General features: G+C 46.3%; 19 protein-coding genes. 12 read left to right on the top strand and 7 right to left on the bottom strand.

All coding sequences use genetic code 11. The features are described 5' to 3' along the window. Positions 1-2 precede the first annotated feature (2 nt). Entirely contained in the window at positions 3-1,574 is a 1,572-nt protein-coding gene (locus tag ICN26_RS01485; RefSeq protein ID WP_216266279.1) for a DEAD/DEAH box helicase, read from the bottom strand. 252 nt (positions 1,575-1,826) lie between these two features. Here ICN26_RS01485 and leuE point away from each other — a divergent pair, with 252 nt between their 5' ends. Next, positions 1,827-2,495 carry a leucine efflux protein LeuE gene (leuE, locus tag ICN26_RS01480; RefSeq protein WP_216266277.1) on the top strand — a complete coding sequence of 223 codons (669 nt, stop codon included), beginning with the start codon at positions 1,827-1,829 and terminating at the stop codon, positions 2,493-2,495. A 17-nt stretch (positions 2,496-2,512) separates the two neighbouring features. On the opposite strand, the gene ICN26_RS01475 is transcribed toward leuE, so the two are convergent. Beyond that, entirely contained in the window at positions 2,513-3,916 is a 1,404-nt protein-coding gene (locus ICN26_RS01475) for an aldehyde dehydrogenase family protein (protein WP_216860356.1), read from the bottom strand. A 52-nt stretch (positions 3,917-3,968) separates the two neighbouring features. On the opposite strand from ICN26_RS01475, the gene msrA reads away from it, so the two are divergent. Then, entirely contained in the window at positions 3,969-4,541 is a 573-nt protein-coding gene (gene msrA, locus ICN26_RS01470; protein WP_216266275.1) for a peptide-methionine (S)-S-oxide reductase MsrA, read from the top strand. Between the two features lie 29 nt (positions 4,542-4,570). Here the strand turns inward: msrA and pdxH are convergent, their stop codons facing one another. After that, entirely contained in the window at positions 4,571-5,206 is a 636-nt protein-coding gene (gene pdxH, locus ICN26_RS01465) for a pyridoxamine 5'-phosphate oxidase (RefSeq protein WP_216266273.1), read from the bottom strand. 22 nt (positions 5,207-5,228) lie between these two features. On the opposite strand from pdxH, the gene ICN26_RS01460 reads away from it, so the two are divergent. The 5 genes from ICN26_RS01460 to pepN all read left to right on the top strand — a co-directional run bounded on the left by ICN26_RS01460 (position 5,229) and on the right by pepN (position 12,030). Further along, entirely contained in the window at positions 5,229-5,978 is a 750-nt protein-coding gene (locus tag ICN26_RS01460) for a tRNA threonylcarbamoyladenosine dehydratase (RefSeq protein WP_216266271.1), read from the top strand. Positions 5,979-6,283: 305 nt separating this feature from the next. Beyond that, positions 6,284-7,609 (top strand): amino acid permease, encoded by a 1,326-nt coding sequence (locus tag ICN26_RS01455; RefSeq protein ID WP_304610413.1) that lies wholly within the window; start codon positions 6,284-6,286, stop codon positions 7,607-7,609. A 10-nt stretch (positions 7,610-7,619) separates the two neighbouring features. After that, on the top strand, positions 7,620-8,738 hold the full coding sequence (ald, locus tag ICN26_RS01450; protein WP_216266267.1) for an alanine dehydrogenase: 1,119 nt from the start codon (positions 7,620-7,622) through the stop codon (positions 8,736-8,738). Positions 8,739-8,810: 72 nt separating this feature from the next. Beyond that, a complete protein-coding gene (locus ICN26_RS01445; protein WP_216266265.1) occupies positions 8,811-9,386 on the top strand; it encodes a TMEM165/GDT1 family protein in 576 nt (191 codons plus the stop codon). 34 nt (positions 9,387-9,420) lie between these two features. After that, entirely contained in the window at positions 9,421-12,030 is a 2,610-nt protein-coding gene (gene pepN, locus ICN26_RS01440; protein WP_216266264.1) for an aminopeptidase N, read from the top strand. 26 nt (positions 12,031-12,056) lie between these two features. On the opposite strand, the gene ICN26_RS01435 is transcribed toward pepN, so the two are convergent. Further along, a complete protein-coding gene (locus tag ICN26_RS01435) occupies positions 12,057-12,362 on the bottom strand; it encodes a VapC toxin family PIN domain ribonuclease (protein WP_369411766.1) in 306 nt (101 codons plus the stop codon). Between the two features lie 80 nt (positions 12,363-12,442). Beyond that, a complete protein-coding gene (locus ICN26_RS01430) occupies positions 12,443-12,646 on the bottom strand; it encodes a type II toxin-antitoxin system VapB family antitoxin (protein ID WP_215309573.1) in 204 nt (67 codons plus the stop codon). A gap of 195 nt (positions 12,647-12,841) precedes the next feature. Here ICN26_RS01430 and ICN26_RS01425 point away from each other — a divergent pair, with 195 nt between their 5' ends. Further along, positions 12,842-13,852: a class 1 fructose-bisphosphatase gene (locus tag ICN26_RS01425; protein ID WP_216266262.1), complete on the top strand. Its 1,011-nt coding sequence runs from the start codon at positions 12,842-12,844 to the stop codon at positions 13,850-13,852. A 92-nt stretch (positions 13,853-13,944) separates the two neighbouring features. On the opposite strand, the gene cphA is transcribed toward ICN26_RS01425, so the two are convergent. Both cphA and ICN26_RS01415 read right to left on the bottom strand, forming a co-directional pair. After that, positions 13,945-16,515, bottom strand: coding sequence for a cyanophycin synthetase (gene cphA / locus ICN26_RS01420; RefSeq protein WP_216266261.1), 2,571 nt, complete (start codon positions 16,513-16,515; stop codon positions 13,945-13,947). After that, positions 16,516-18,708, bottom strand: a complete 2,193-nt coding sequence (locus ICN26_RS01415) for a cyanophycin synthetase (protein WP_216266260.1) — start codon at positions 18,706-18,708, stop codon at positions 16,516-16,518. It lies immediately after the preceding gene. Between the two features lie 210 nt (positions 18,709-18,918). Here ICN26_RS01415 and ICN26_RS01410 point away from each other — a divergent pair, with 210 nt between their 5' ends. The 4 genes from ICN26_RS01410 (at position 18,919) to ICN26_RS01395 (ending at position 23,536) form a co-directional block, all read left to right on the top strand. Continuing rightward, positions 18,919-21,261 carry a cyanophycin metabolism-associated ABC transporter gene (locus tag ICN26_RS01410; protein WP_216266259.1) on the top strand — a complete coding sequence of 781 codons (2,343 nt, stop codon included), beginning with the start codon at positions 18,919-18,921 and terminating at the stop codon, positions 21,259-21,261. Further along, on the top strand, positions 21,258-21,734 hold the full coding sequence (locus ICN26_RS01405; RefSeq protein ID WP_216266258.1) for a cyanophycin metabolism-associated DUF1854 family protein: 477 nt from the start codon (positions 21,258-21,260) through the stop codon (positions 21,732-21,734). Before ICN26_RS01410 ends, ICN26_RS01405 begins: the two co-directional genes overlap by 4 nt. A gap of 188 nt (positions 21,735-21,922) precedes the next feature. Next, on the top strand, positions 21,923-22,921 hold the full coding sequence (locus tag ICN26_RS01400) for a Bug family tripartite tricarboxylate transporter substrate binding protein (RefSeq protein WP_216267612.1): 999 nt from the start codon (positions 21,923-21,925) through the stop codon (positions 22,919-22,921). 87 nt (positions 22,922-23,008) lie between these two features. Beyond that, positions 23,009-23,536 carry a tripartite tricarboxylate transporter TctB family protein gene (locus ICN26_RS01395; protein WP_216266257.1) on the top strand — a complete coding sequence of 176 codons (528 nt, stop codon included), beginning with the start codon at positions 23,009-23,011 and terminating at the stop codon, positions 23,534-23,536. Positions 23,537-23,561 lie beyond the last annotated feature (25 nt).

Here is a 23,561-nt window from a genome sequence, read left to right as displayed (position 1 = left end):
TTTTAGTTACCGCTAAAGCTTCTGCGTTGACCACCAGTTTTGGGTTTAGCAAAACGTGGACCAGCGGAGGGACGTGAGTCACCAGAGCGATTGCCACCAGCTGGGCGTGAGTCGCCAGAACGCGTAGGGCGTGAATCAGCAAAACGATTGCCACCAGCAGGACGTGAGTCACCAGATGGACGGGAGTCACCAGCAGGACGGGAATCACTAGAGCGAGATTCGAAATGATTGCCTGAGCGATTACCACCGCCCCCGCCACCAGAACGAGACTCTGAGCGAGCGCCAGAACCATAACGACCACCACCGCCACCAGAGCGATTACCACCACCAAAGCCACCACCAGAACGACCGCCACCTGGACGACCACCGCCACCACCAAAGCTAGGCTTGGCTTGTGGCTCGAGGCCGGCGATTACTGAAGCAACGATGTCTTGCTGTGTAAAGCGTTCGATATTGCGAATTTTGGCGCGATCACGATGTTCAACCAAAGTGATAGCAACACCATTACGACCAGCGCGTCCTGTACGACCGATGCGATGCGTATAGTCCTCTGGTTTCATTGGTAAACCAAAGTTAATCACGTGACTAATGCGTGGTACATCAATACCGCGAGCTGCTACGTCAGTTGCAACTAAAATCTTGGTGTGACCTTTGCGTAGTGACTCAAGACGACGCATGCGGACAGCCTGAGGCATAGCACCGTGTAAGGCACTAGCTTCGTAGCCGTTAGCACGTAAGGTGTCAGCAATTTTTTCACTTTCAATTTGAGTGCTTGCAAACACTACCGCTTGATCCAAAGAAGCGTCAGCCAAAATGTGCTCGAGCAATTTATGCTTGTGTGACATGCTGTCAGCCCAGTGCAGCTTCTGCTCAATGTTCGCGTGCTTCTCGCCAGCATGAGCCAGCTCAATACGCTTAGCGTTAGTAGTTAGCTCATTAGCTAATGACATAATCTTTGGCGCAAACGTTGCAGAGAACATCAAAGTTTGAGTGCGACTAGCGCAACGCTTATCAATTGCCTCGAGATCATCAGCAAATCCCATGTCGAGCATACGATCAGCTTCGTCAATCACAAGTTGCTTCACATCATCTAAGCGAATCGCTTTGCTGTCGGTCAGGTCGAGTAAACGACCAGGAGTTGCAACAACTAACAATGCACCTTTCAGTGCTTGGATTTGCTTGCCGTAAGGCATGCCACCCATGACGGTTGCAATACGAATGCCTTTCATGCCGCGAACTAAGTTCACTGCATCAGCAGCAACTTGTTGAGCTAATTCACGAGTAGGGCAGAGCACGAGTACCTTAGGTTGTGCACGACCTGGTACAGGTGAGCCGCTTGGGTTATCTTCGATGAGTTGATTAATTAAAGGCAATAAGAAGGCTGCAGTTTTACCGCTACCAGTTTGGCTGCTGACCAATAAGTCACCACCAGCAAGAGCAGCAGGAATAACCTGAGCTTGCACTTCAGTAGCTTGGGTGTAACCCAATTCAGCAACGTTTTTAAGGAGTGGCGCCGCGAGGGCGAAGTTCTGGAACTCAGTTCCAGAAGGATTGGTTTCTTTAGAAAAAGTCATGCTATTACACATCCCGTTAATGGGATGTCTCCGTGTATACACTCTCTGTTTTTTATTGAGTGTGATGGTCAAAGGCATCGACCATCAGACAGGCGGCAGCGCGTTTTGTAAATTCGGTGTTTATGACTTCTAAACGATACGCTGAAATATAGCTGGGGGGCGATGAATCAAATTGCTTTAAAAAAGCCTCTTATTATGGCATTTTAAGAAGCTTATTACAAGGGTATTCCCGAATTTAATTATGATCATGCGATGAATTGGTTTATTTCGCCTTCAAGTGTCGGCATTGTTGATTTCTCCGCATATTTAGTGGGTGTCATTTTGACGATCTTATTTCCTGGCCCAAATTCACTTTATGTACTGGCGATTGCTTCGGTGAAGGGATGGCGTGCTGGTGCGTGGGCTACGGTGGGCATCTTTATTGGCGACGCTATCTTGATGATCGGCATCGCTTTAGGCGCTGCAACCTTACTCAATACATCGCCATCCACATTCAACATCTTGCGTTTGCTTGGCGCAGCTTACCTAGCGTGGATAGGGTATGGTTTTATTCGGAGTGGCCTTGCGCGTTGGCGCGGCACTCAAGTACTGGTATCAGGAGATAGTCAGTCTCATTGCTTAAGTACCTTACATCCAGCAATAGCTGCACTGACTTTATCTTTAACTAATCCTAAGGCAATCTTTTTCTTTGTCTCATTCTTTGCGCAGTTTATTCAACCGGAGTATGCGCATCCAGTGCATCCCTTTTTATACCTAGCCCTAGTATTGCAAATAGTGAGCATGACTTACTTGATCAGCCTAATCTGTGCTGGGCAATTTTTTCTCAACTTCTTTGATAGGCATCGACATTACGCTGCAGCCCTTTGGTTTCTGGTGGGGACTCTACTAATTGGCTTTGCCGGCAAGCTACTACTCTATTGATGAATTTCGGTTGGTCATTATTTGAGCCAACGCAATAGGCGCTCAACACCCTTACCGTAGGGTGGTCTCGCCAATTGAGTGCCGCGTAAAACATGAAGACCAAAGAAACCTCGAACCTCTAAAACAGATTTGCGATGGCTAAATGTCTCAAATCCTGTTTTGCCGTGATAAGCGCCCATACCGCTTGGGCCGATACCCCCAAAAGGTAAATCTTCCACAGCAGCATACAAAAGTGTGTCATTGATTGTGACGCCACCAGAACGAGTTTCATTCAGAATGCGCTTCATTACTTCTTTATTCTTACCAAACCAGTACATGGCTAATGGCATTGGGCGCTCATTGATATAGCGGATGATTGAATTTATATCGTTGATTGTCACGATTGGCAGAATGGGTCCGAAAACTTCTTCTTGCATGATCAGCGCATCTTCAGAAACGTTCAAGAGTGCTACCGGAATAAATGGCAGTCTAGTATTGTCGGTAGGTGTAATCAATGGAATTGCTTGTGCACCATGATCTATTGCGTCTTGAACTAGTTTTTGCCAGCGTGCTAGCTGATGCTCATCAATCGCGCCAGTAATTTCTTCTGGATTAGAGAATTGGTTTTGCGCTGCATTCTGCAGCTCTTGAATAAATGTATTGCAATCACTCTCGCGAATTACGGCGTAATCAGGAGCAATGCACGTTTGCCCACCATTAACTAGCTTGCCATAAATGATGCTAGCAGCTGCCTCTTTGAGCTTGGCTGAGGAGTCGACAATCGCTGGAGACTTGCCACCTAACTCTAAGGTAATTGGAGTTAGGTGATCTGCTGCCGCACGCATTACCTTTTTGCCAACATCTCCTGAGCCCGTAAAAAATAGATGATCAAAAGGGAGCGCTGCAAAAGATTCTGCAACTTCAGTACCGCCAACACTGACGCAAAATTCAATAGGGTGAAAATATTCTTGAATCAAGGTTGCCAAGAATCCAGAGGTACGTGAACTTCTTTCCGAAGGCTTTAGCCAAACTCGGTTACCCGCCGCAAAGGCAGCAATTGCTGGAACAAGTGCGAGTTGTACTGGGTAATTCCAGGGGCTCATAATGCCCACGACTCCCATGGATTGCATTTGAGTCCAAGCTTGAGATGAGCCTAAAAATCCTGGTGTTGCTACTAGCTGAGGCTTCATCCACTCTTTGAGGTGCTGACGAACATGTTTGCAGGCCTGATAAATCATCTGAAACTCAAGTAGACGGCTCTCAATAGGGTGACGATTACCGAAATCCGCAGCCAATACTTTGCAGATCTTTTCTTCATTGGCGGCAATCATCCGCTCAATACGCCCAATTCGCTCAAGGCGAACCTGAAGCGTGGGATTGGGTTCTGAGGCATAAGCTGCCTTGATCTCATCTAATTGGAGTGTGAAGCGGTTTATCGACATGGAGTTTTATGTAGAGCAAGCAAACGATTGAATAAGGCATTAGGATAAAGCTATGAACGAAACTATTCTCAAAAATCATCCAAACCTCGAGCGCGCCACTTTGGGCGGTGGCTGTTTCTGGTGTCTGGAAGCGGTTTACCAGCAAATTTCAGGCGTAAGCGCGGTAGTTTCAGGCTACGCAGGAGGGGCAATGGCAAATCCGGACTATGACTCTATTTGCTCCGGCCAAACAGGACATGCTGAAATCGTTGATATTTACTTTGATCCGGCGGCAGTATCTTACCGTGATTTATTAGAAATCTTTTTTGTGATTCATGACCCAACTACCTTGAACTACCAGGGTAACGACCGCGGCACTCAATACCGTTCAGTGATTTTTACTCACAGTGATACTCAAAGTACAACTGCTCGTGAAGTAGTTAAAGAGCTAGAGGCTGCGAAAATTTATTCCAATCCAGTAGTGACCCAAATTGATGTAGCACCCCTTATTTATCCGGCCGAGGAATATCACCAGAATTATTTTCGTCAGCACCCAGGGCAGGGCTACTGTATGGCAGTCGTTGCTCCTAAATTAGCGAAATTCAGAGCAAAGTTTCAATCCCTGATCGCTCCAGAGTTTCGCTAGAGCAACCAAGTCAAGCGTAGCTCAATCTTTTATGGCGCTAGGCGAGTAATGCGCCATTGAGCGCCATGAAGTTGATAGTGAATGCGGTCATGTAGGCGTGAAGGACGGCCTTGCCAGAACTCAATCTCTGTGGGGCGAAGACGATACCCGCCCCAGTGCTCTGGCCGTGGTGGCTTATCTCCAAAATCTGCCGCGAAACGCTTTTCAGCTTCCTCAAGAAATTCACGATTGGGAATCGCGGAGCTTTGTGGTGAGGCCCATGCCCCAATTCGAGATGCGGCTGGGCGGGAGTGAAAGTATGCATCGCTCTCGGCAGCGCTAACACGCTCAACGCCCCCTTTGATGCGAACCTGACGTTCTAGCTCGTGCCAATGAAATAGCAAGGCAGCGTGTGGGCGAGTAGCCAGCTCTTTACCTTTTTGGCTTTCATAATTAGTAAAGAAGCTAAAGCCATTACTATCAGCGCCTTTTAGTAAGACAATACGGGCTGATGGATTACCCGCTGAGTCTGCAGTTGCCAAAGTCATGGAGTTGGGTTCGGGACATTCAGCTTTGACAGCCTGATCGAACCAAACCTGAAATAAGTCCAAAGGGTTAGATGAAACCTCAGTCTCTGAAAGCTTGCCGAAGGTGTAGTTTTTGCGGAGTTGAGCAATGGAGTCCATTTTTTCAGTATAAAGAGAGTCTATGGCAGAAGACAAGATAGAAGACAGTTTGGGGGATCGTCGTTTTGGGGGTGTAGCTCGGCTATATGGTCCAGAGCTGCGTGAGCGTTTTCGCCATGCGACAGTGGTAGTGGCAGGATTGGGTGGGGTGGGATCGTGGGCCGCTGAAGCATTGGCGCGCACTGCCATCGGACATCTCGTCTTGATCGATTTCGATCACATTGCAGAAAGCAATACTAATCGACAACTACATGCCTTAGAGGGTGAGTACGGCAAGGCAAAAGTGCAGGCTATGACTGATCGCATTCGCCAAATTAATCCTGACATCATGCTCACCACCCATGATGCGTTTTTAGAGCCAGAAAATCTAGATAACTTGATTCCGGAGCATGCCATTGTTTTAGATGCAACCGATTCAGTGCAAACCAAAATTGCTCTAGCAGTGTGGGCGAATAAAAATTCGCGTGCTTTGGTTATGTGTGGTGCTGCTGGTGGAAAGTCAGATCCTACTTCTGTGCGCTGCGATGATCTTTCGCGAACTGAGCAAGATGCCTTGTTGGCGAAGGTGCGTCAAGGCCTCAGACAGGATCATGGCTTTTCTAGAAACTTGAAAAGAAAAATTGGCATTCGCGCTATTTACTCTCATGAGCCCCGCGCTGGCGTTGCTAGTGGCGGCCTTGCTTGCTCTGGTTATGGTTCTACCGTGATGGTCACGGCAGCTTGTGGTTTAGCCGCCGCCGCTGAAGTTTTGAATCTGATTGCTGCCCAGTAAGTCATTCTTTCAAATCCATCCCTAAATCCTTAAGGGGAATCCCTGTAGGAAATTACGGATTCTGATGTCATCCCAAATTTATTAATAGCCCATTAAGCCTGCGTTGATAAAGAACGCTCATTTATTACGCAGCAAATTTATTTGTTTAGATACTTTGCGCATTTCCATCCCCTAGTGCAGATGCGCAGTCCTCCCTAGACTTTGCCTCGTTGGTGATTTACCAACGACAAATCGAAAGGAGGTCTCTTTTGCAGACTGAACAAACTGGTTTACAGCGCCACCTCAAAGTACGGCACATTCGCCTCATGGCTTTAGGGTCGACTATTGGCGTTGGATTATTTCTAGGCTCGGCAAGTGCGATTCAAATCGCAGGACCTTCAATCTTATTGGGATACTTTCTGGCTGGTATCGTGGCCTTCATCGTGCTTCGCACCTTGGGCGAGATGGCAGTGCATGAACCGGTCGCAGGTTCATTTGCGGCTTATGCCAATACCTACTTAGGACCGCTTGCTGGCTATATGGTCGGGTGGGGTTACTGGACCTACTGGATCGTCGTCGGAATAGCTGAAGTTACTGCGGTTGGTATTTATATGGGGATTTGGTTTCCCGAGACGCCCCAGTGGATTTGGGCTTTATCTTCCATTTTGATGATGGGTCTTATTAACCTCATTGCCGTAAAAGTATTTGGCGAGTTTGAGTTTTGGTTTGCTCTCATCAAAGTGGTCGCTATTGTTGCCATGATTGCATTAGGTGGCTCAGTCATTTTCTTTGGCTTTACTAATGACTGGAGTCCTATTGGCCTTGCTAACTTATGGCAACAAGGTGGCTTTTTCCCCAACGGCATTAGTGGTATGTTGCTTTCTCTGCAGATGGTTTTGTTTGCCTACGTTGGCATTGAGATGATTGGCTTATCTGCCGGTGAAGCAGAAAATCCACGTAAAACTATTCCGATGGCGATCGATTCATTGGCATGGCGCATCCTTATTTTCTATATGGGTGCGATTTTTGTCATCCTAGCAATCTTCCCTTGGAATGAGGTTGGGCAACAAGGTAGTCCATTCGTAGTGATGTTCGAGCGAATCGGTTTACGTGAAGCTGCCGGAATCATTAACTTCGTAGTGATTACTGCTGCCCTGTCATCTTGCAATGCTGGCATCTTTAGTGGTGGGCGACTCCTATATGCACTCTCAGTCAATGGCTACGCACCTTCGCCATTTGCCAAGTTATCGAAGTATGGCGTTCCACATCGTGCGGTGATCGCTACTGTAGCGGTTTGTATGACTGGCGTAGTGCTGAACTACTTTGTTCCAGATAAGGCATTTCAATACATCATGGCTGCAGTGACCTTTGTAGGTTTGATGGTGTGGATTGCTATTTTGATTACGCAAATTCAGTTTCGTCTCTCGCTGACAAAAGTCCAGGTTGCTGAGTTGGCATATCGCACACCTTGGTGGCCCTATTCCTCGTGGTTCGCATTGGCATTTATTGCCTTGGTAGTGGTGTTGATGGGTTTCCATGAAGATGCACGGATTGCCTTGGTCTTAGGTCCGTGCTTATTAGGCGTGTATCTCGCCATGTTCTACATCGTTGGTTTACATCGCAAAACAAAACTGAGTCGTGAATTCAAATAAGGAGACATAAATGATTGTTGGCGTACCTCAAGAAGTAAAAAATAATGAATTTCGTGTTGGCTTGACCCCAGGCAATGTCCGGGGTTTATGTAAGCAAGGCCATTCTGTCTTGGTGCAACGTGGGGCAGGTGAGCAAATTGGTCTGAGCGATGAATCCTATCGTCTAGCTGGCGCTACATTAATCAATAGCGCTGCTGAAGTTTTTGCTAAGGCAGAAATGGTGGTGAAGGTGAAGGAGCCTCAGCCACAAGAATGCGCGATGTTGCGTGAAGACCAAATTCTCTTTACCTATTTACATCTAGCGCCGGACCCACTGCAGACCAAAGCATTGCTCGCATCAGGTGCAAGTTGTATTGCCTATGAAACAGTAACTTCGTTTAATGGCGCTTTACCGCTTCTGGCTCCAATGAGTGAAGTTGCGGGTCGGATGTCTATACAGGCGGCTGCTGCACATCTAGAGAAAACAAATGGAGGATTGGGAATTTTGATGGCAGGTGTCCCTGGCGTAGCGCCGGCAAAGGTTGTCATCTTGGGTGCAGGCGTAGTGGGGCGTAACGCCCTGCAGATGGCAGTGGGTATGGGCGCAGATGTTTGTATTTTCGATCGTAATATTGACTGCTTAAGACAGATTGACATACTTTACGGCAATCGCGTGAGAACCTTTTACGCTGATCCACTTTTGGTGGAGTTCGAGGTTTGTGAAGCAGACGTGGTCATTGGTGCCGTGTTATTACCTGGTGCTGCAGCACCAAAGCTAGTGACGCGCGAGATGGTACGCAAAATGAAGGCGGGTGCAGTAGTGGTAGATGTGGCAATTGACCAAGGCGGTTGTTTTGAGACCTCTAAAGCTACAACGCATACTGATCCTACCTTTATCGTGGATGGCGTACTGCACTACTGCGTTGCAAATATGCCTGGTGCAGTCGCCAGAACTTCTACCTTTGCTTTGACGAATGCAACTTACCCCTTTATTGAGGTCTTAGCAAATAGGGGCATGGTAAAGGCCTTGTCACATGATCATCATCTACGTAACGGTTTGAGTGTTCATCGAGGTAATCTCACATCTGAGCCAGTTGCTAAAGCGCAGAAAGTAGATTTTGTATTGGCGGAAGAGTCGTTGGCTGCCTAACAATTTGCCCGCAGTCCTCAGTTTGAATGTCTTGGGGGTCTGGCCCCCAAGCTTTCCTCTATCATTCTAAGAATGGACTTATCTGCATTAGCACTTTCTACTGGTGTAGTCGCTCTAGCTGAGATGGGTGATAAAACCCAATTACTCTCCTTGATGTTGGCTGCACGCTATCCTAAGCAGGCTCTCGCCATTATTGGTGGGATATTTATCGCGACGATTGCCAATCATGCTTGTGCAGCTTTGCTAGGACATTGGCTCACCACTTTTATGAGTCCAGATCTTCTCAAGTGGATCTTAGGCTTGAGCTTTTTGGGGATAGGCCTCTGGCTCTTGGTGCCCGATCATATTGATGATGCAGCTGGATCAAAGGTGGCAGATAGGGCCTTTCAGGTATTTATGCTGACGCTTGGACTATTTTTCTTGGCTGAGATGGGGGACAAGACCCAGATTGCCACGATCGCCTTGGGCGCAAAATATTCCGATGTCTTTTCTGTCACCGTTGGTACTACCTTGGGGATGATGCTAGCGAATGCCCCGGCTGTTTGGATTGGCCAGAAATTTACTCAACGTATGCCCATTAAATGGGTGCATGCGGTAGCCGCTGTCACCTTTATTGCTATTGGAATTGCAACCCTGATTTGGGGTTAGGTTGAATTTCCCCCATGGGGCTTAAAATTACTCCATGAAAACCGATCTTCCACAGAGCTTTCGTAGGCTCGAATACCGCGCTCCTAGTTACACATTCTCACAGGTTGAGTTAGATATTGCATTAGATCCTGCTAGAACGATTGTGAAGAGTCGCCTAGAAGTTCTGCCTGGTACTGGTCATGCGCTTGGCGTACCTTTAGTTCTACAGGGCCATGAGCTAGAGTTTGTCAGCTTACGCATTAATGGTGTAGCCCATCGTCAATTTGAGCTTAGCCCAGAAACACTGACTGTCCATGCTTTACCGAATGAGGGTAAAGAAGCCTTCATTGTTGAGATTATCTGCGTCTGTGTGCCCGAGAAAAATACTTCACTGATGGGCCTCTATGTTTCTAATGGGAATTTCTTTACCCAGTGCGAAGCTGAGGGATTCAGAAAGATTACTTACTTTCTTGATAGACCGGATGTAATGGCATGTTATCGAGTAACTCTCCGTGCTCGTGAAGTGGAATGCCCAGTATTGCTATCAAACGGCAACCTTATTAGTACTGAAAAATTACCAAATGGTTGGCATAGCGCTGTTTGGGAGGATCCGTTTCCAAAACCGTCGTACTTATTTGCCTTGGTCGCCGGAAAACTGGAATGCATAGAAGAAACAATCACTACCGGCAGTGGTGCAAAAAAGTTACTACAGATTTGGGTTGAGCCACATGATTTGAAAAAGACCCGTCATGCGATGGATTCCTTAATTGCCTCAATTCATTGGGATGAGAAACGTTATGGTCTCGAGCTTGATCTTGAGCGCTTTATGATTGTGGCGGTGGGTGATTTCAATATGGGCGCGATGGAGAACAAGGGCCTTAATGTTTTCAATACCAAGTATGTCCTAGCTCAAGCTGAGACTGCAACGGATGCTGATTTTGCTAATATTGAAAGTGTCGTAGCCCATGAGTATTTCCACAACTGGACTGGTAATCGTGTTACTTGTCGTGATTGGTTTCAGCTTTCATTAAAAGAAGGTTTGACTGTATTTCGCGATCAAGAATTCTCTGCCGATCAAATGGGTAGCGAGTCCGGTAGGGCGGTAAAGCGAATTGAGGATGTACGCTTATTACGTCAACTTCAGTTCCCTGAAGATGCGGGTCCGATGGCGCATCCAATACGTCCAGACGAATATCAAGAGATTAATAACTTCTATACCGTTACCGTGTATGAGAAAGGCGCTGAAGTTGTGCGCATGTATCAAACTCTATTAGGTGTTGAGGGTTTTCGCAAAGGCATGGATCTGTATTTTCAGCGTCATGATGGCCAAGCAGTTACTTGTGATGATTTCTTGGCTGCCATGGCTGATGCTAATGGCCGCGATCTTTCTCAATTTAAGAGTTGGTATAGCCAAGCGGGTACCCCTCAGGTCAAGGTAGAGGAATTCTATGATGCAGATAAAAAGCAATATCAAGTGACTTTGACGCAAAGCCCTTCAGCAAATACAGTGCACAAAGATAGCAAGCTTTTTTATATTCCACTGAAGATGCGCTTACTAACATCTGAAGATGATCAGGTTGAAACTTTGTTGGAGTTAACGCAAGGTCAGCAAGCCTGGACTTTTGATCAGGTGATGAGTCGCCCAGTCTTATCCATCAATCGGAATTTCTCAGCTCCGATTAATTTAGATTTTGATCAAAGTGAGTCTGATCTGCTCACTATGTTCTCAAGTGACGATGATGCTTTTAATCGCTGGGAAGCTGGTCAGAAACTGGCAATGCAAATGATTCTTGCCGATCGTTTGCCTGATCAAGTTTTGATTGAGGCTTATCGCACTTTGTTAACTGATCCGGACTTAGATCCTGCATTCAAAGAACTGGCACTGACTTTACCTGCCGAGACTTATCTGTATGAACAGTGCGAGAGTGTTGATCCACAACAAATTTATAATGCACGTCGCGCTTTCCGCCATGCCATTGCCAGCGAGTTTCGTATCGAGTGGGCAGCGCTCTATCAGCAGATGCAAACGCCAGGACTATTTAATCCAGATGCAGCAAGCGCTGGTAAACGTGGCTTAAAGAATCTTGCGCTAAGTATGTTGCTCGAAGCGGATCCCCTGATCTGGGCGCCAATGGCGGTTAATCAATATCAGAATGCCGACAACATGACTGACCGATACGCTGCTTTAGCTGGCTTAGTCATTCATGGATCAAAATCAGCGGCTGCTTGTTTAGAGGATTTTTATACTCGGTTTGCTGACGATGCTTTAGTGATTGATAAATGGTTTGCGTTGCAATCGAGCAGACCGCCAGTCGCCAACGCTGAATCCACCTTGAATGAAGTCAAGCGCTTGCGTGAGCATGAGTCCTTCAAAATGAATAACCCTAATCGAGTTCGTAGCGTCATCCATGCTTTTTGTATGAACAATCCCGCTAGCTTTCATCAGGCGGATGGCAGTGGTTATGCATTTTGGGCTGAATCTGTTCTAGCCTTAAACCCAATCAACCCTCAAGTAGCCGCTCGTTTAGCTAGGGGATTAGATCGCTGGCGTCAATTTGCCAAGCCCTACCAAGATCAGATGTTGGCAGCCCTAAAGCAGGTCGCGGCTTGTGAAACCCTCTCCCCAGATGTGAAAGAGGTGGTTTCTAAGGCTTTGGGAAGTTAAGTTGCCCCTAGATTTGATGGTTTATTTCAGTGAAAACTCTCTTTGAAGGCAACATCAAGCTGGGTGGCCAAAGCTTCTAAGTTTTTATCAAATGTCCAGAGTAGAGCATTTTTTGATAGTAGCGTTGAGGTAAGCAGTGATATATCAACCGCTCCGCAACCCAAATCGTAGAACTTATTTTTCTCAATAAATTCTATTGTCTCTTCTGTTGTTGCTATCGTCGCTTGACGCAAACTTTTTAGTTGACTCAAAGTTTTTAGTCTTGGGGCTGGAGGGGATCCGCAAGCAAGCTCTAAAAGGACTAATGGATGACATAGGATTTGATCATTCATGAGGAGGGACTGTAATGATGGATTACCTTTTCTGAAGTGAGATATCCATACTGAGGTGTCGGCCAAAACCATTGTCATAGTTATTGACCGTCCTTTGGTTTTCGGCGGGGAATATTCTTCATTTCAGGCGCCTTTCCGCCCAACGCTGCCAACCGTTTGCCGATTTGAACTCTGACAAACACACTCATTGCTTCGCGGAAAAGGTCAGCCTTATCCATTTCAGGGTCTGCAAGCTCTAATCCCCGTTGATAAAGCTCATCATCAATAGTTACGGTTGTTCTCATGGCTTTCCTCATCAATAATGATGCATATTAACATCAAATATATCATCAATCTATATGAAATTACTGATAATGGTGTGCTAAATCCCTTCAGAACGTCTTTCCAAGTTCAGATTTGAGAGTTTGTTGGCCGAACAAGGCAAAATAGAACTTATGTAAAGAAATGTTGTTTAGACAGCATCTACGGAGAAATTCCTTTTGAGCGCTTCAAGTACTTTTAATACCAATTTCAAGCAATACCTGACATCCACTAAGGTGAAAGGTGCGCACATCCCTGCAGGTCTACAAGAGCTCTTATTAGCAGTTGCAGCAACTTGCTCAACCTTGAGTCATGAGGTTGCACAAGGAGCCTTAATTGGCCTATTGGGCTCTGCTGGCACTGGTAATGTCCAGGGTGAGGTCCAGCAAAAACTGGATGTGATTGCCAATGACTTATTAATTGATGGCGTACAGGGATGTAAATCATTGGCTGGGCTAGCTTCTGAAGAGATGGAGTTACCGCTCACAGTTCAGGGTACTGGCGACTACTTACTATTATTTGATCCATTGGATGGCTCATCCAATATTGATGTGAATGTATCCATCGGCACCATTTTCTCTGTACTCAAGAAACAAGATCCTGCAGCGCCATTACAAACTTCGGATTTCTTATTATCAGGTCGTCATCAGGTGGCTGCAGGCTATGTTGTCTATGGTCCGCAAACCACCATGGCATTAACGCTGGGCGATGGCGTAGTGATGTTCACCTTGAATAAGGTCACTGGTGAATTTGTATTAATTAAGCATGCAGTAGAGATTGCTCACTCAACAAAAGAATTTGCCATCAATATGTCGAATATGCGTCACTGGGCTGAGCCTGTGCGTCGTTATGTGGATGAGTGCTTAGCAGGCGTGAGCGGCGAACGTGACAAAGATTTCAACATGCGCTGGATTGCATCCATGGTTGCCGATGTTCACCGTGTCTTATCGCGTGGCGGTATCTTTATGTATCCATGGGATCAACGTGAACCACATAAGCCGGGCAAGCTGCGCCTGATGTATGAAGCCAACCCTATGAGTTTTTTAGTGGAGCAGGCTGGTGGTGCATCAACTAATGGCGATCAATTAATCATGGATATGATTCCGACAGAATTGCATGAGCGCGTCTCTGTGATGTTGGGATCTAAAGAAGAGATTGAGCGCTTGCAGCATTACCATTCACAGGCGTAAGTATTTGCCGCTATCTGAGATCCAAGAAAAACGCCCAATCACTGATTGGGCGTTTTTACTTCAGGTAATTGCCTGAAAATTGAATCTAATGATTATGGCTGAACCTTCTCTTTAAGATAGGCAAGCGATTCTTCGACCTGGTCAATTAGTATCAGGCAGATATCACCAGCAGATAAATCATTAAGTGCGGTATCAATAGCAAGAAATTCACCAGTAATCTCTTTGACTTGTTTGGCTTTCTTAGTACCTACTAAACCTTCTTGAAGAAGCTTGAGCACTTCCCCATCTTCGCGGCCACGCTGACACTGATCTTGATACAGGATGACATTGTCAAAGCTATCACCAAGGATGCGGGTCAGATCGCGAATATCCTCATCACGACGATCGCCGGCGCCACTGATGACTACGTGACTCTTCTTGGGTTTCATGGCCTCAATCGCGCTAGCTAAAGCGCGCATAGCATCTGGATTGTGGCCATAGTCAGCAATGACTGTAGCGCCTTTGTGCTGGAATTGATTGAAGCGTCCTGGCACTGCATTGGCAGAGCTTTCAAAGGAGTGGAGGCCACGCGCAATCTTTTCAGCATCCAAGCCTAATGCCCAAGCCGCGCCAATAGAGGCCATCGCATTTTCAATTTGAAAGCCTAAAACACCATTCTGAGTTAGGGGAATTTCGCTGACTGGGAAGCGGAAGAGAACGCGAGACCCTTTAGAGCAGACGATAAAGGCACCGTCAAAGTAAATCACTTTTTTGTTTTTAGCTCGATGTGCGGCAATCACGGGGTGATGTTGATTTTGCGCAAAGAAGATCACTCGACCTGTACAAACGTCCCCCATCTTCACTACTATGGGATCCGTGGCATTGAGGACTGCAGCGCCAGACGGTGCCACATTTTGAACAACTACCCGTTTTAAGATAGCTAAGTCTTCAACGCTAGTGATGTAGTTAAGACCAAGATGATCCCCTTCACCAATATTGGTAACTACAGCCACTTCGCAGCGGTCAAAGCCTAAACCTTCGCGCAGCATACCGCCACGAGCTGTTTCTAAAACAGCAGCATCCACATCGGGATGCATGAGGACATTACGAGCACTCTTAGGCCCACTACAGTCTCCGGAATCAATTAAGCGATGGTTGATATACACGCCATCGGTGGTTGTCATGCCAACACGTAAACCAGTCTCATTGAGTAAATGAGAAATCAGACGTACGGTAGTCGTTTTACCATTTGTTCCAGTGACAGCTACAACTGGAATCCTGCCATCCTCGCCAAGCGGGTACATTGTATTGATGATGTCTTCGCCTACAGGGCGACTCTTGCCATAGGAAGGCTTGAGATGCATCCGAAGGCCTGGAGCGGCATTGACTTCAACGATGCCACCACCTTGACCCTCTAAAGGTTTATAAATTGCCTCGCACAGAATGTCGACACCAGCGATGTCCAAGCCAATCATTTGCGCAGCAGCGATAGCGCTGGCTGCAACATCTGGATGGACGTCATCTGTGACATCAGTTGCCGTGCCACCAGTACTCAGGTTGGCATTGTTACGCAGCAAAACGCGTTCCCCAGTTTTGGGAATGTATTTGGGACTCAGATTATTGCTGGCTAAATGCGCAAGAGCAATATCGTCAAACCGAATCTTTGTTAATGCTGTTGCATGACCGTCACCACGTAATGGATTTTTATTTTCCAGCTCAACTAGTTCGGCAACGGTATGCTTGTCATCGCCAATCACTTGAGCGGGTTCGCGACGTGCCGCAGCAGATAGGCGATTGCCGACTACTAATAAACGGTAGTCTGCGCCAGGTAAATAGCGCTCCACAATGGTTTCTCGACCAAAGGCTTGGGTCACAACAAAACCAGCACGTACCTCTTCCTCTGTTTGAATGTTTGCAACAACGCCTTTACCTTGATTGCCATCCTTAGGTTTAAGCACTATGGGGCCACCAATTTTCTGTGTAGCGCGCCATGCATCATCAGCGGTGGTAACGACCTCACCAATTGGAACTGATACGCCTGCGGCTGCTAAGAGATTTTTAGTGAGCTCTTTGTCTTGTGCAATGGCTTCTGCAATTGCGCTTGTATCGCTGGTCTCGGCGGCTTGAATACGTTTCTGTTTGCTACCCCAGCCAAACTGCACCATGCTGCCCTCAGTCATTCGGCGATAGGGGATGTTTCTCTGTACTGCAGCATCAACAATCGAACCAGTACTCGGGCCTAGGCGAACATCTTCATATAGAGCCTCTAATTCTGATAGGGCGGCTACTAAATCAAAAGGCACATCGCTCAGTGTTGCTTGAATTAATGCAAAGGCAAAGTCAAAAGCCATGCGTCCAACGACTTCTTCGGTGTACTCCACTACAACTTGATATACACCTACATCAATGGTTTGTACTGTACGACTAAAAGTGACGGGGCAGCCTGCTTGAGATTGAAGACCTAAAGCAGCATGTTCTAGCGCGTGTGCTAGGGATAGAGTTTCATTTTGCCCACCGCGACGCATACTACCTAATTGCGGAAAGCGCTCACGAATCTTTATTTCAAATTGGGGAATTGAGTCGATTGAACGCTCTGATTCGTCACAAGAAACAATTGCCTCTAGAGCGGTATGGCGGCTCCATAAATTTGGGCCACGCAACATGCGAATACGGGTGATTTCCAATTAAGCCCCTGCTGGAATATTAGAGCTGGAAACAAATGTTTCAACACCAGCTTCGATAACGTTGAACGGAATATCTAAAGCCCAAGCAGCTCCAATGGCAGCTGCAAGACTTAAGTTGGGAGCCCAATCAAGAGATGCATCTCTCACGCTTGGTGGGATGGGGATAACTAATTTATCTAACTTACCCTGTTTAAGGGTGATGAAAGATAGGCCCACAATGATTGAGCGGCCATCTTTTTCTTGGTGAGCAGCTATTACAGGGGAGGCTGGGTCTTGAGAGAAATACATCACTTCACCCTTGCTGAGTTCAGCCATTTTCACAATCATGGAGTCATCTGCATTTAACACGCTAGTGCCTGTCGGCAACACGACATCAACCTGAGTTCGAACCACGTTAAATAATTGATCTTCTTCACTGATGTAGTGTTCTGGAAAGAGCTTAAGCGGATCAATGTTGAGAACGATGCCAACTTGACATTGGTCGTATGCGAGACCTTCTAGCAAAAGAGAGGCATTGTCATTCTCAATTACAGCAACTTCGATAGCCCTATTTTGTAGAGTACGTCGCGCATTATCCCAATGAGAAGATGAGGTTTGCTTAATGGTACGGCTACCGAAATACAAGCCATTGGTAGTGGAGAGTCCAACATGCGCGTTAGTCAGTCTAATAAAATGGGCAACCATTTCAGCAACGATGGTTCTTCCGGAATTGCCACTAATGCCAACAATAGGAATTCGGAAATCGTAACCTGGCGGGAATAAATGATTTGCAATTTCTTCGCCTACAGGTTGAGGTTTGCCGCTGGCAGGTTTTAAATGCATCAATAAGCCAGGACCTGCATTGACCTCGACGATGGCAGCATTCTGTGACTCTAGTGGTTTACTGATATCTTGGGCCACAAGGTCAATACCAGCAATTTCTAATCCTACTACGCGTGCAGCTAGAGCAACTTGATGAGCTACTTCAGGGTGAACTAAATCGGTTACATCAAATGCAACGTTACCGTTACTTTGAATGAGTACCTTTTGATCAATGCTGGGAATGCTGTCACCAGTGAGTTTCTGGCGTGCAAGCTCTAACTCAACCGCAGAATCGATACGTACTGGATTGAGGGGGCACTCTTCGGTGGTACCCCGACGTGGGTCAGAATTAATTTGAATCTGAATGAGTTCAAGAACGGTATGTTTGCTATCCCCCGTAATCCAAACGGTTTCACCTTTGGCAGCTGCTACTACTTTATTGCCCACTACCAATAAGCGATGTTCGTCACCGATGATATGTCGCTCTACTAAAACTTCACTACCTTCGTTAATAGCAACAGCATATGCCGCTTCAATTTCTTGTTGGGTATAGAGATTGATAAATACACCACGACCATGATTGCCATCGATTGGCTTTACAACTACTGGCAGGCCAATATCTTGCGCCGCTTCCCAGGCGTCATCCGGACTAGTAACAGTTCTACCCTCTGGAGTAGGGACGCCAGCACTGGCAAGTAAGCTCTTGGTAAGGTCTTTATCGCGCGAGATAGTTTCTGCGATGGCGCTAGTTTGATCAGTTTCTGCCGTCCAAATACGTCTTTGCTTAGAGCCGTATCCAAGTTGTACTAAATTGCCGCTAGATAGCCTGATGTAGGGAATTTCTCGTGCGGTTGCAGCGTTGACGATGCAGGCTGTACTGGGACCAAGACAGAGGTCATCGCTTAAATCGCGAAGGTCTTCAACAATCTGTTCTCTTTGCGCAATAGCATCGCCATTATCTTTAATTAAGGTGAGGAGAAGATCGCGTGCAAACTGAAAGGCCTGCAATGTCACGGCCTCTTCGGTAGCGCTCACAATGACTTTGTATACGCCTCGACGGCCACCGTCCCGGGCTCTGCCAAAGCCACCCGCAATGCCAGCTAAGTTTTGCAGCTCAATGGTGAGGTGTTCCAGAATATGTCCAGGCCATGTACCTTCTTCAACGCGCTTTAAAAACCCGCCCGGCTCTCCGTAGCTGCAGCGATGTTCATGCAGGCTGGGAAGGCACTTACTAAGGCGATCGTAAAAACCGGGAATGAGGTCAGAAGGGTAATCTTCCAAGTCGCCGATATCAATCAATACCTCAAGCGCTGGGTTGTAGCTCCACATATTGGGGCCACGAAGATGTCTATGACTCAGGATTTCAATGGTTTTATCTAGTAATTGGGGCATATGTGGAGTGGGGGATCACGGCGCCAACATGGAAAATGAGGGCGGAGATGTCTCAGACTGTCTCTCTGGTTCTAGTAATTATTCAAAATCCACAAAATTAGCAAAAATGCTTAAAAAAGCCTACTTTGTCAACTTAACGGCTTTCTACCCACTAAGGTTGACAGTATTAGTAAATCTAAAAAACTGAGCTCCACTATACTTTTAAGATTAATGAAGCCTGAAATTTCCCCATCCGCACACACTTTGCCAGGTCATTGGGCTAGTGTTTTAGAAGCTTCTCAATCCCCAGTAAAAGATCTCAACTCCATACTGGCATGGGTTGAGCTTGATCTCGATGGTGAAATGCGCTTTGAGAAAAGCCTGCTTTGCTTGATTTCTACGGGTCTATTTTGGAGTGACGGTATTCGCTCGGAATTCTGGCCGATTAGCCCTGGAGCCCAGCTTTTGCATGGCGACCACGCTGGAGTAGGGCATCTCAAGCTGGAGTCTGAGGCTAGCCTACTGCGACTCTGGTACTTCACTTTGGCCGTTAATCCTCAAGTATTGCGCCTGCAGAGTGGTTTTAGGCAGTTAATTCGGGGTGACCAGCTTGGTAACGAGCCCGAGGCCTCTGAATACGATAAGCAAGTTTGTCTAGTGTGTTTAAGCCCTAAGCCTGCTAACTCAGACGCTTGCCCAACGTGCGATCCAGAGGAGGATGCCCCTCCATCGACTTGGACTTTATTTAAGTTGTGGCGCTTTGCACGCCCCTATAAAAAAGAGCTCTTACTGGGCTTTGTTCTGACTTTACTGTCAACCGGTGCCACGCTGATTCCGCCCTATTTGACGATGCCATTGATGGACCATGTGTTGATTCCCTATGAAAAAGGCAATCCGATTGATTTTGATTTAGCTAGTAAATACCTCTTCGCTTTATTTGCTGCAGCAATTGTTGCTTGGGGTCTCGGTTGGTGGAAAACCTATTTACTCGCTTTAGTGAGTGAGCGCATCGGTGCGGATCTACGTAATACAACTTTTGAACATTTGCTCAAATTGTCCTTAGAGTATTTTGGTGGCAAAAGAACCGGCGACTTGATTGCACGTATTGGCGCTGAGACAGATCGTATCTGCGTATTCTTATCTTTGTACGCTCTGGATTTTGCAACCGATGTCATCATGATTACGATGACGGCAGCAATTTTGGTATCAATTGACCCTTTGCTGGCATTAGTCACTTTGGCACCATTGCCCTTTATTGTGTGGATGATTCATGTAGTGCGCGATAAGCTGCGATTTGGTTTTGAAAAGATTGATCGCGTTTGGTCTGAGGTAACTAATATCTTGGCTGATACGATTCCAGGGATCCGGGTAGTCAAAGCGTTTGCCCAAGAAGATCGTGAGCTCAAACGCTTTGTTGATTCCAATAAACACAATTTGCAAATCAATGATCGTGTCAATCGCGTATGGGGTTTGTTCTCCCCAACAGTAACGCTATTAACGGAAACCGGTCTTTTAGTAGTGTGGGGTTTTGGTATTTGGCAGGTTGCACATCAAAAGGTCACCGTTGGTGTGTTGATTGCCTTCCTTGCTTATATCGGACGTTTTTACATTCGACTTGATTCAATGAGTCGCATCGTTTCGCATACGCAAAAAGCCGCGGCTGGAGCTAAGCGTATTTTTGATATCTTGGATCATGTTTCGAGTGTTCCTGAGCCAATTAATCCAGCACCTTTGGGTTCAGTGAAGGGCCACATCTCCCTACGGGGCGTGGGTTTCCGCTACGGCAATCGTGCTGTTTCTAAAGGGATTGATCTAGATATTGCTCCTGGAGAAATGATTGGTTTAGTAGGCCATAGCGGCTCTGGTAAGAGTACTTTGGTGAACTTAATCTGCCGCTTTTATGACGTCAGCGCTGGTTCGATTGCCTTGGACGGGCGCGATATTCGCAGCATCAGGATTGCCGACTATCGCAAACGTATTGGTTTGGTTTTACAAGAGCCGTTTCTATTCTTTGGCACGATTGCAGAAAATATTGCGTATGGAAAGCCAGAGGCTACTCGTGAAGAAATTATTGAAGCGGCGCGCGCAGCACATGCGCATGAATTTATTCTTCGTTTGCCACTCGGTTATGACTCATTAGTAGGTGAGCGCGGTCAATCCCTTTCAGGTGGCGAGCGTCAACGTATTTCTATTGCACGTGCACTCTTGATTAATCCAAGTATTTTGATTTTGGATGAGGCTACCTCATCGGTAGACACCACCACTGAAAAAGAAATTCAGCGTGCTTTAGATAATCTGGTCAAGGGTCGTACTACGATTGCGATTGCCCATCGCCTCTCTACTTTAAGAAAAGCAGACCGCTTGGTTGTGCTTGATAAAGGTGAGATCGTGGAGATCGGCTCGCATGATGCGTTAATGGATGCGCAGGGCGCCTACTACGCCTTGTATCAAGCTCAATTGCGTCATGCTGCGGAGTTGGTTGAGGGTGGCGCCATTGGTGAAAGTATTGACGAGAGTGAACTCAAACAAGAAAACCTCCAAGTCATTGCCAAAGAAACTGGAGGCGGGGTATGAGTCAGCATCAAAAGCCACACAAGCTTGAGCGTGACGCCCTTGGTCGACTAGTACTCATTGATGCAGTTGGTACTCGTCATGTTGGCGTCTATCCAGTAAGAGCATTTCCGATTACCGCACCAGGTGCCGGAATCTCAATCATGGATCAGTCGGGCAAGGAGTTATGTTGGTTTGATAGCATTTACACCATTCCCGAAGGCGATTTAGCTCTGATTGAGGAGGAGTTGAGAGCTCGTGAATTCATGCCTGTGATTAAAAAAATCACTAAGGTATCCACTTTTGCTACCCCGAGTATTTGGGATATTGAGACTGATCGCGGCCCCACCAGAATTCGCCTTAAGGGTGAGGAAGATATTCGTCGTATTGCTGGTAATACACTCCTCATTGCTGACTCTAACGGCCTGCAATTTTTGATCAAAGATTCCACTCAATTGGATAAAGTCAGCAAGAAACTTTTAGATCGATTCCGTTAAGTATCGATTAAGCAAAGGTTTTTCTAGGGTTATTACTTAGGAGTTAGTGTTATCCCTAACTACCCATTTAATAATTGTTGATAGGAGTCAAGTGATCGCCCCTCAGATTAGGTAAAAATCATCCCATAACAAATAGAAGCCAAAGTAATATTGGTATTCAAATTTTTTTTGGAGGAGCGTTCATGAAAATGAAGTTAAAAGGGGCATTGATTTCCACCGCATTAGCCCTCGGTGTTGCTGGTGTTTCACCTGCTTTCGCTGCTTGGGAGCCAACTAAGCCAGTTGAGTTCATCATTCCTGCCGGTCCTGGCGGTGGTGCTGACCAAATGGCCCGCATGATCCAAGGCATTATTACTAAAAATAACTTGATGAAGCAGGCAGTAATTCCTGTGAATAAGGGTGCGGGTGCAGGAGCTGAAGGATTCTTGGCAATTAAAGAGGCTAAGGGCGATCCAAATAAGATCGTGATTACTCTCTCGAACTTGTTTACAACTCCATTAGCAACTGGCGTTCCATTTAATTGGCAGGACATCACTCCTGTAGCGATGTTGGCTCTTGACCAATTTGTTTTGTGGGATAACGCTGACAAGCCTTACAAAACAGCCAAAGAATATATTGATGCCGCCAAAGCAGCTGGCCCAGGTAAATTCAAAATGGGCGGTACTGGTTCTAAGCAGGAAGACCAAATCATTACTGTTGCCCTTGAAAAAGCGACTGGTGCTAAGTTCACTTACATCCCATTCAAAGGGGGTGGCGACGTTGCTGTTCAACTCGTAGGTAATCACATTGATTCATCTGTGAACAACCCAATCGAAGCAGTAGCGCAATGGCGTGCTAATAAGTTGCGCGCTCTATGCGTATTCGATGACACACGGATGCCATACAAAGAAAAAGTTACAGAAACTATGTCATGGTATGACGTACCTACCTGTAACGAGGCAGGCGTAAAAACTGACTACGTGATGCTGCGCGGTATTTTCATGGCTCCAGGCGTAACTCAAGAGCAGGTTGATTTTTATATCGATTTATTCAAGAAAGTACGCGCTACACCAGAGTGGAAAAAGTTCATGGCTGATGGCGCATTCAATCAGACATTTATGACTGGTAAAGAGTTTAGAAATTGGCTCACATTAAACGAAGCTTTACATAAGCAGTTAATGACTGAAGCTGGCTTTTTGGCTAAGTAATTTAAAGGCCTATAGAGTAGGACCTCCGATTGGGGGTCCTATTTTTTAAGTACCCGTATGAATCAACTTTAATTAGTGAATAAAAAAATGTCTGAACAAGTTAATAACTCAAATCAAGAATCAGCAATCAGCGTTAGAGCAATGGATGTGGTTACCGCCCTCCTGTTTATTGCGGTAGGCCTAGTGGTGATGGTTGGGAGTCTTAAGTTAGGCGCTAGCTGGGGCGCTGATGGTCCCGAAGCCGGTTATTTCCCTTTCTATATTAGTTTGATTATTTTGCTTTCAAGCACGGTAACCCTCTATCAAGCTGCAATCGTCAATAAGAAAAAGAAAACAGAGTCATTTGTCGATAGCGAGCCTCTGAAGCAAGTCATGGCTGTGCTCTTACCAGCTATTGTTTTTGTGTTGGGCGTGCAATTAATTGGTATTTACGTTGCTTCAGCTGTTTACATCGCGATATTCATGGTTTGGTTGGGAAAATATCCAATCTGGAAAGCAGTCGCTGTATCTGTTGGGGTGAGTGCCGCCCTCTACCTCATGTTTGAATTCTGGTTTCAGGTTCCATTGCCACATGGCTCATGGTTCAATCCGCTCGAGTTCATTGGCGTGCAATAAAAAACAATAACTATTAAAAAAGATT

It is taken from the genome of Polynucleobacter hallstattensis, assembly GCF_018881835.1.
GTDB classification, from domain to species: Bacteria; Pseudomonadota; Gammaproteobacteria; order Burkholderiales; family Burkholderiaceae; genus Polynucleobacter; species Polynucleobacter hallstattensis.
Note: the sequence above shows the minus strand (reverse complement) of the source record. Positions and strands in the feature narration are given on the sequence as shown.

Coding starts and splice junctions, on each gene's coding strand:
- ICN26_RS01485 (WP_216266279.1), bottom strand. CDS start 1,574: ATGACTTTTTCTAAAGAAACCAATCCTTCTGGAACTGAGTTCCAGAAC.
- leuE (WP_216266277.1), top strand. CDS start 1,827: ATGAATTGGTTTATTTCGCCTTCAAGTGTCGGCATTGTTGATTTCTCC.
- ICN26_RS01475 (WP_216860356.1), bottom strand. CDS start 3,916: ATGTCGATAAACCGCTTCACACTCCAATTAGATGAGATCAAGGCAGCT.
- msrA (WP_216266275.1), top strand. CDS start 3,969: ATGAACGAAACTATTCTCAAAAATCATCCAAACCTCGAGCGCGCCACT.
- pdxH (WP_216266273.1), bottom strand. CDS start 5,206: ATGGACTCCATTGCTCAACTCCGCAAAAACTACACCTTCGGCAAGCTT.
- ICN26_RS01460 (WP_216266271.1), top strand. CDS start 5,229: ATGGCAGAAGACAAGATAGAAGACAGTTTGGGGGATCGTCGTTTTGGG.
- ICN26_RS01455 (WP_304610413.1), top strand. CDS start 6,284: ATGGCTTTAGGGTCGACTATTGGCGTTGGATTATTTCTAGGCTCGGCA.
- ald (WP_216266267.1), top strand. CDS start 7,620: ATGATTGTTGGCGTACCTCAAGAAGTAAAAAATAATGAATTTCGTGTT.
- ICN26_RS01445 (WP_216266265.1), top strand. CDS start 8,811: ATGGACTTATCTGCATTAGCACTTTCTACTGGTGTAGTCGCTCTAGCT.
- pepN (WP_216266264.1), top strand. CDS start 9,421: ATGAAAACCGATCTTCCACAGAGCTTTCGTAGGCTCGAATACCGCGCT.
- ICN26_RS01435 (WP_369411766.1), bottom strand. CDS start 12,362: ATGAATGATCAAATCCTATGTCATCCATTAGTCCTTTTAGAGCTTGCT.
- ICN26_RS01430 (WP_215309573.1), bottom strand. CDS start 12,646: ATGAGAACAACCGTAACTATTGATGATGAGCTTTATCAACGGGGATTA.
- ICN26_RS01415 (WP_216266260.1), bottom strand. CDS start 18,708: ATGCCCCAATTACTAGATAAAACCATTGAAATCCTGAGTCATAGACAT.
- ICN26_RS01410 (WP_216266259.1), top strand. CDS start 18,919: ATGAAGCCTGAAATTTCCCCATCCGCACACACTTTGCCAGGTCATTGG.
- ICN26_RS01405 (WP_216266258.1), top strand. CDS start 21,258: ATGAGTCAGCATCAAAAGCCACACAAGCTTGAGCGTGACGCCCTTGGT.
- ICN26_RS01400 (WP_216267612.1), top strand. CDS start 21,923: ATGAAGTTAAAAGGGGCATTGATTTCCACCGCATTAGCCCTCGGTGTT.
- ICN26_RS01395 (WP_216266257.1), top strand. CDS start 23,009: ATGTCTGAACAAGTTAATAACTCAAATCAAGAATCAGCAATCAGCGTT.